The organism is Amycolatopsis sp. SID8362 (assembly GCF_010550475.1).
GTDB classification, from domain to species: domain Bacteria; phylum Actinomycetota; class Actinomycetes; order Mycobacteriales; family Pseudonocardiaceae; genus Amycolatopsis; species Amycolatopsis eburnea.
Genome location: NZ_JAAGNB010000976.1, coordinates 1 through 5898, shown reverse-complemented (window position 1 = coordinate 5898; position 5898 = coordinate 1). Strand labels below are relative to the sequence as shown.

Annotated in this window: 7 protein-coding genes; 4 read left to right on the top strand and 3 right to left on the bottom strand. The window is 73.0% G+C overall.

All coding sequences use genetic code 11. The features are described 5' to 3' along the window. Positions 1-8 precede the first annotated feature (8 nt). Entirely contained in the window at positions 9-878 is an 870-nt protein-coding gene (locus G3I65_RS30740; RefSeq protein ID WP_309235821.1) for a CU044_5270 family protein, read from the top strand. Between the two features lie 22 nt (positions 879-900). After that, positions 901-1641, top strand: a complete 741-nt coding sequence (locus G3I65_RS30735) for a sulfite exporter TauE/SafE family protein (protein WP_160699208.1) — start codon at positions 901-903, stop codon at positions 1639-1641. Here the strand turns inward: G3I65_RS30735 and G3I65_RS30730 are convergent. Beyond that, entirely contained in the window at positions 1638-2294 is a 657-nt protein-coding gene (locus G3I65_RS30730; RefSeq protein ID WP_160699207.1) for a metalloregulator ArsR/SmtB family transcription factor, read from the bottom strand. The genes G3I65_RS30735 and G3I65_RS30730 overlap by 4 nt on opposite strands. Before the next feature lie 88 nt (positions 2295-2382). Between G3I65_RS30730 and folE the strand changes: the two genes are divergently transcribed. Both folE and G3I65_RS30720 read left to right on the top strand, forming a co-directional pair. Beyond that, the gene (gene folE, locus G3I65_RS30725; protein WP_191984455.1) at positions 2383-2991 is read left to right on the top strand and encodes a GTP cyclohydrolase I FolE; all 609 of its coding nucleotides are present in this window, start codon (positions 2383-2385) and stop codon (positions 2989-2991) included. Further along, positions 2991-4196: an NAD(P)/FAD-dependent oxidoreductase gene (locus G3I65_RS30720; protein WP_203612554.1), complete on the top strand. Its 1206-nt coding sequence runs from the start codon at positions 2991-2993 to the stop codon at positions 4194-4196. The genes folE and G3I65_RS30720 overlap by 1 nt, the downstream gene beginning before the upstream one ends. 354 nt (positions 4197-4550) lie before the next feature. Here the strand turns inward: G3I65_RS30720 and G3I65_RS30715 are convergent, their stop codons facing one another. Next, entirely contained in the window at positions 4551-4988 is a 438-nt protein-coding gene (locus G3I65_RS30715) for a hypothetical protein (RefSeq protein ID WP_160699206.1), read from the bottom strand. 109 nt (positions 4989-5097) lie between these two features. Continuing rightward, entirely contained in the window at positions 5098-5757 is a 660-nt protein-coding gene (locus G3I65_RS30710; RefSeq protein ID WP_160699205.1) for a response regulator transcription factor, read from the bottom strand. Between the last annotated feature and the right edge of the window lie 141 nt (positions 5758-5898).

The window sequence follows — 5898 nt, the reverse complement described above, 5'->3', positions numbered from 1 at the left end:
CCGTCGTCGTGCTCCGCCCGGCCGAGCCGTCGCCCCCTGCTGCGGCGCCGACGGCCCAGCTGCCCGACGTCAAGCTGATGTCGGCGGCGCAGGTGCTGAACCGGGCCGCGGACCTGAGCGTCGGCGCGGTCGACCAGCCGGTCGGGCCCGGGCAGTTCCGCCTCGTCGCCGAGCACACGTGGGTCGGGCGCGGCGTCCAGTCTTCGGACGGCGGCGGCTACACGTACCTGTGGGAGCAGGAGGTCGACCGGTGGATCCCGGCCGCCGAGCGGGACGTCTGGCAGGAGACGCGCAAGATCCTCGGCACCGGGAAGTTCCTCGGTGGCTCGGTGCCGCAGGCGCAGGCGCCCGAGCCGGAGATCACCGAGACCGACCAGGGACAGTGGCAGGGCGCGTGCGGCGACTTCTTCCCGAAGGCCAAGCCCGTCAAGAAGTGCGGTGACCCCACCGACTGGGACAGCCCGGCGTTCTACGCGGCGCTGCCGCACGATCCCGCCGCGCTGTACGCGAAGCTGCGTGACCTGACGAAGGGCCGTGGCTCGACGCCGTCGGTGATGTTCCACTTCGGCATCGAGATCCTGCGGGCCGGGCTGATGCCGGCCGAGCTGCGCGCGCAGTGGTACCGGGCGCTGGCGAAGATCCCGGGCATCACCGTGCTGGCGGCGTCGGCGAACCTCGACGGCCGCTCCGGCGTCGCGCTCGGCCTCGACGACCGGCACGAGATCCGGCAGCTGATCATCGACCCGGTCACCGGCGGGTTCATCGGCGAGCGCACGATCGCCGGCGCCGAGCCGACCGACCCCTGGATCAAGCCGGGCACCGAACTCGGCGCGAGCGCGATCACCACGTCCGTCGTGGGCGCGCTCGGCGCGAAGTAGCCCGTACGGCTACGGTCGGCCGGTGGGCATCGCCGTCCTGCTCCTCGCGATCCCGGTGGGGATCTGCATCGGGGTCGTCGGCATCGGCGGGGTCCTGCTGCCCCCGGCCCTCACGTGGCTGACCGGCCTCGACATCCACGCGGCGGCCGGCACGAGCAGCTGGTCCTTCCTGTTCACCGGCATCGCGGGCACGGCGGCTTACGCCCGGCACCAGGCGATGCCCTGGCGCTTCGGCGGGTGGCTGACCCTCGGCGCGGCCCCGGCGGCGGCGGTGGGAGCGCTGGTGAACGGAGCAGTGCCGGCGACGGCGTTGTGGCTGGTACTGGCGGCGCTGACGGCGGGCTCGGGAGCGTTCAACCTGTGGGGACGGCCGCGGGAGTCCGGCAGCCGTCGTGAGCTGTCGCCGGTGGCGGCCGTCGTCGTCGGCGCTCTCGTCGGCTTCGGGTCGGCACTGACCGGGACTGGCGGGCCCGTGCTGCTCGTTCCCGTCCTGCTCGCCCTTGGTGTGCCCGCGCTTACCACCGTTGCCGCCGGGCAGCTCGTGCAGCTTCCGCTCGTCGGGTTCGCGACGGTCGGGTACGCCGCGCACGGGTCTGTCCACTTCGGACTCGGCAGCCTGCTCGGCGTGCTGTCCGCGGCCGGGGTGCTGGCCGGTGCGCGCCTGGCGCGGCGGCTTCCCGGGCGGCACCTGCACCGCGTCGCCTCGGTCGCGCTCGTCGGCTTCGGCGCGGTGCTCTTCGTCCTGCCCTTCCTCCCGCGCTAGGCAGGCCCGAGGCGCACGCAGCACAGCCCCGGCCCGGGCTCCAGCCGCGCGCGCAGGCCTCGCTCGCCGACGCCGTCGAGCATGCCCTCGACCAGGCCGAGGTTCATCTCGCACACCAGCCGCTGGTGCGTGCGGGCCAACTGGTGGAACGGGCAGTTGCCCAGCAGCACCTGATCGCCGTCGACGCGCGGTTCGAAGCCGTGTTCTTCCAGCGTGCCGAGGATGTCCGGGGCGCCCGCGGCCAGGTCCGCACCGCGTTCGCGGGCCCGCCGGGTCAGGATTTCGCGGGCCGGGTCGCCGGTCTCGTCGGCCTCCTCGACGGCGGTGGCGAGCAGCTGACCAGCCAGCTCGTACTGGCGTTCCGGCAGGGAGACGCTCACCTGCCGGTCGGACCGCCGGTACAGCTTCGCCGGCCGCCCGGCGCCCGGGCCGCTGCGGCCGGTGCGGCGTTCGTGGCCGACCGCCAGCAGCTGCTCGTCCACCAGGCGGTCGAGGTGGAACGCGACGGTCGCGCGAGGCAGGCTGAGGGCCGCGGCGGCGTCGTCGCGGCTCACCGGTACCGGCTGGCGGACGACGTAGGAGTACAACCGGCGCCGGGTCGGCTCGTCGAGCGCCGCGACCGCGGCCAGCGCGCCGGCCTGGGGTTCGTGCATCGTCGCATTCTAAAACACAAAACTGTTGACGAAAAGGGGCGGGAGCTTCTAACGTCGGCTCGACTTGATTTTAGAAGGAGGCACGCCCGTGAGCGTCGAACCCGTACCGCTGCGGCACCTCGGTGTCGTCCACGACCGCGACGCCGTCGACCTGCACGCCGCGGAGCGCGCGGTCGCCGACCTGCTGCGGGCGCTCGGCAAGGACCCGACGTCGGAGCACCTGGGCGACACGCCGCGCCGGGTCGCCCACGCCTACGCGGAAATGCTGCGGCCGCGCGACTTCCAGCTGACGACCTTCCCCAACGACGAGGGCTACGACGAGCTCGTGCTGGCCAAGAGCATCCCGGTGCAGTCGCTGTGCGAGCACCACATGCTGCCCTTCCGCGGCGTCGCGCACGTCGGCTACCTACCCGGCGACCGGATCCTCGGCCTGTCGAAGCTCGCCCGCGTCGTCGAGCTGTTCGCGCGCGACCTGCAGGTGCAGGAACGGCTGACCAAGCAGGTCGCGGACTGGCTGCAGGAGCACCTCTCGCCGAAGGGCGTCGGCGTGGTGATCGAGGCCGAGCACCTGTGCATGTCGCTGCGCGGGGTCCGGGCGACCGGCGCGCAGACCGTCACCTCGTCGCTGCACGGCCTCCTGCGCGAGGAACCCAAGACGCGGCAGGAGTTCTTCGCGCTCACCGGGGTGGTCTCCTGATGGACACCTTCGTCGTCATCGGCGCCGGGCTCGCCGGCGCGAAAGCCGTGGAAACCCTGCGGGCGGAAGGCTTCGAGGGCCGGATCGTCCTCGTCGGCGCGGAACCGGACCTGCCCTACGAGCGGCCGCCGCTGTCGAAGGGCTACCTGCTCGGCCAGGAGGACCGCGCGTCGGTGTTCGTCCACGACGACAAGTGGTACGTCGAGCACGACGTCGAGGTGCTCACCGGACGGCGTGCCACGGCACTGGACCGCGCCGCCCACGAAGTCGAGCTGGCCGGCGGCGAACGCCTCGGCTACACGAAGCTGCTGCTGGCCACCGGTTCTTCGCCGCGACGGCTGCGGGTCCCCGGCAACGACCTCGACGGCGTCCACTACCTGCGCCGGCTGTCCCACGCGGACCAGTTGCGCGAAGCGCTGTCAGCGGGCGGCCGCGTCGTCGTCGCCGGTGCGGGCTGGATCGGCCTGGAGACCGCCGCGGCGGCGCGCTCCTACGGCTGCGAAGTGACCATCGTGGAGCCCGGCCCCTCGCCGCTGCACGCCGCGCTCGGCCCGGAGCTGGGCGGGTTCTTCGCGGACCTGCACCGCGGGCACGGCGTCGACTTGCGGCTCGGCACCGGCGTGACCGGGTTCGCCGGCGACGGCGCGGTCTCGGCGGTGCGGACCGACGACGGCGAGATCCCGGCCGATGTGGTCGTCGTGGGCATCGGCGCGCGGCCCGAAACGCAGCTGGCGGAAGAGGCGGGCCTGACCGTCGACGACGGCGTCCGCGTGGACGCGGCCCTGCGCACCGAAGACCCGGACGTCTTCGCGGCAGGCGACGTCGCGAGCCCGTGGCACCCGCACTACGGGCGGCCGGTCCGCGTCGAACACTGGGCGGCGGCCACGAACGGCGGTCCCGCGGCGGCGCGGTCGATGCTCGGCCAGCCCGTCGAATACGCCGAGCTGCCGTACTTCTTCTCCGACCAGTACGACGCGGGCATGGAGTTCACCGGCTGGTTCCCGCCGGGCGGCTACGACCGGGTCGTCCGGCGCGGCGACGCCGAGGCGTTCCACGCGTTCTGGCTCGCCGATGACCGCGTGGTGGCGGGCCTGCACGTCAACAAGTGGGACGACGGCCTCGACGCGGTGCGCGAGCTGATCCTCAGCGGCCGGAAGGTGGACCCGGACCGGCTCGCCGATCCCGCCCAGCCCCTCGCCGACTAGTGCGGTGACCGGCTACGTTCGCCGGGTTGCGATGGCGGTGTCTGCGACGGGCCCGGCGAGGCAGCACCGACCACAGGGCACCGGCAAAGTCGGGCAGCACGGCCGATCCGCCCCTCCGCGACGACATGAAAGAGTCATTCACCTCACCAGACGACATGAACGACCCATTCACAACATCCCCCGACGCCGGGCAAACCACGCAGCCGGCCCGCGGCCAGTCACCGCTCGTCGGCGCGCGACTTTGCCGGGCCCCTGACCCAGGACCCCGACCCGGTGAACCTTCGTGGTCACCGCACTAGCGACGCGCTGAAGGGGACTTTCCTCGCCGGAAAGTCCCCTTCAGCGCACGTCCGGCTAGTCCGCGCGCCGGTGCCGTCCGCCGCGCGGCGCGCCCGCGATCGCCCGCACCCGCAGCGCCAGGTCACCACGGCGGGCCTTGCGCGCGTACTCCAGCAGTGCTTCCACCTGCTCCTGCGGCAGCCAGCCCTGATCCGCGCCGGCCTCCAGCCGCAGCAGGTGGGTCACCAGCTCCCGGGAATCCTCGTCGTTCTCCCCGGCCAGCTCCGCGAACCGGCACGCCGCCTCGGCTTCGCCGTCGCACCACGCTGTCATGGCCAGCAGCGTCGCCGTCGCCGTCATGATGTCGCCGCGGTGGACGCCACCCTCGGCCGCCAGGTGCTCCGCCAGCTGGAAGCTGCGCGTGCCGACCCCTCCTGCCCCTTCCCGGCGCACCGCTTGCGCGAGTGCCCGGATCTGCTGCGTGACGTAGTCCCCGCTCGACAACCCCGACATGCCGTCCCCTCCACCGCGCACCCCGATCCGTGCGTCCCCCGACAGGTGTACCGCATCGGCCGGTGGATACGTCGAACGCCCCACCGGTTTCGTCCGATCGGTCCCGGATTCAGCCCGATCGTTCGGGACCGCCGCGCCGCTGGGACATGTAGACGGCCGCCGACGTGCGCCGTTCGACGCCAAGTTTGTGCAGCACCGAGGAAACGTAGTTCTTCACCGTCTTCTCGGCCAGGAACAGCCGCTCGGCGATCTGGCGGTTGGTCAGGCCCTCCGCGACCAGGTCGAGCACGCGGCGCTCCTGCGGGCTCAGCTGCTCGTAGCGCGGGTCCGCGGTGGCGACGTTCTCCCCGCGCAGCTTGTTCATCACCGACGCGGTGAGCGTGGCGTCCAGCAGCGAGCCGCCGCCGGCGACCGTGCGGACGGCGTCGATCAGCGACCGGCCCGAGACCTGCTTCAGCATGTAGCCCGCCGCGCCCGCCATGATCGCGCCGAAGAGCGCGTCGTCGTCCGAATAGGACGTCAGCATCAGGCACGCGGGCGCCGGGTCCACAGTGGACCGGATCTCGCGGCACACCTCGACGCCCTGCCCGTCCGGCAGCCGGACGTCGAGGATCGCGACGTCCGGGCGCGCCTGCGGGATCCGCACCAGCGCCTCGGCCGCCGTCGCGGCCTCGCCGACCACTTCGATGTCCGCCTCGGCCTCGAAGACGGTCTTCAGCCCGGTCCGGACCAGCTCGTGGTCGTCGAGCAGGAACACCTCGATCGTCATCGTCCACTCCCCTGCTCGCCGGCGCGCGCCGGCAGCTCGGCGGTCCATTCCAGCCGGGCACCGCCCCCTTCGGCGGCCACCAGCGCGCACGTCCCACCCCACCGGGCCGCACGCGCGGCCAGGTTGGCGAGCCCGCCGACC

What these genes read in the sequence shown, in the direction of transcription:
- G3I65_RS30730 (WP_160699207.1), bottom strand. Translation starts at nt 2,294, where the DNA reads ATGCACGAACCCCAGGCCGGCGCGCTGGCCGCGGTCGCGGCGCTCGAC.
- G3I65_RS30720 (WP_203612554.1), top strand. Translation starts at nt 2,991, where the DNA reads ATGGACACCTTCGTCGTCATCGGCGCCGGGCTCGCCGGCGCGAAAGCC.
- G3I65_RS30715 (WP_160699206.1), bottom strand. Translation starts at nt 4,988, where the DNA reads ATGTCGGGGTTGTCGAGCGGGGACTACGTCACGCAGCAGATCCGGGCA.
- G3I65_RS30710 (WP_160699205.1), bottom strand. Translation starts at nt 5,757, where the DNA reads ATGACGATCGAGGTGTTCCTGCTCGACGACCACGAGCTGGTCCGGACC.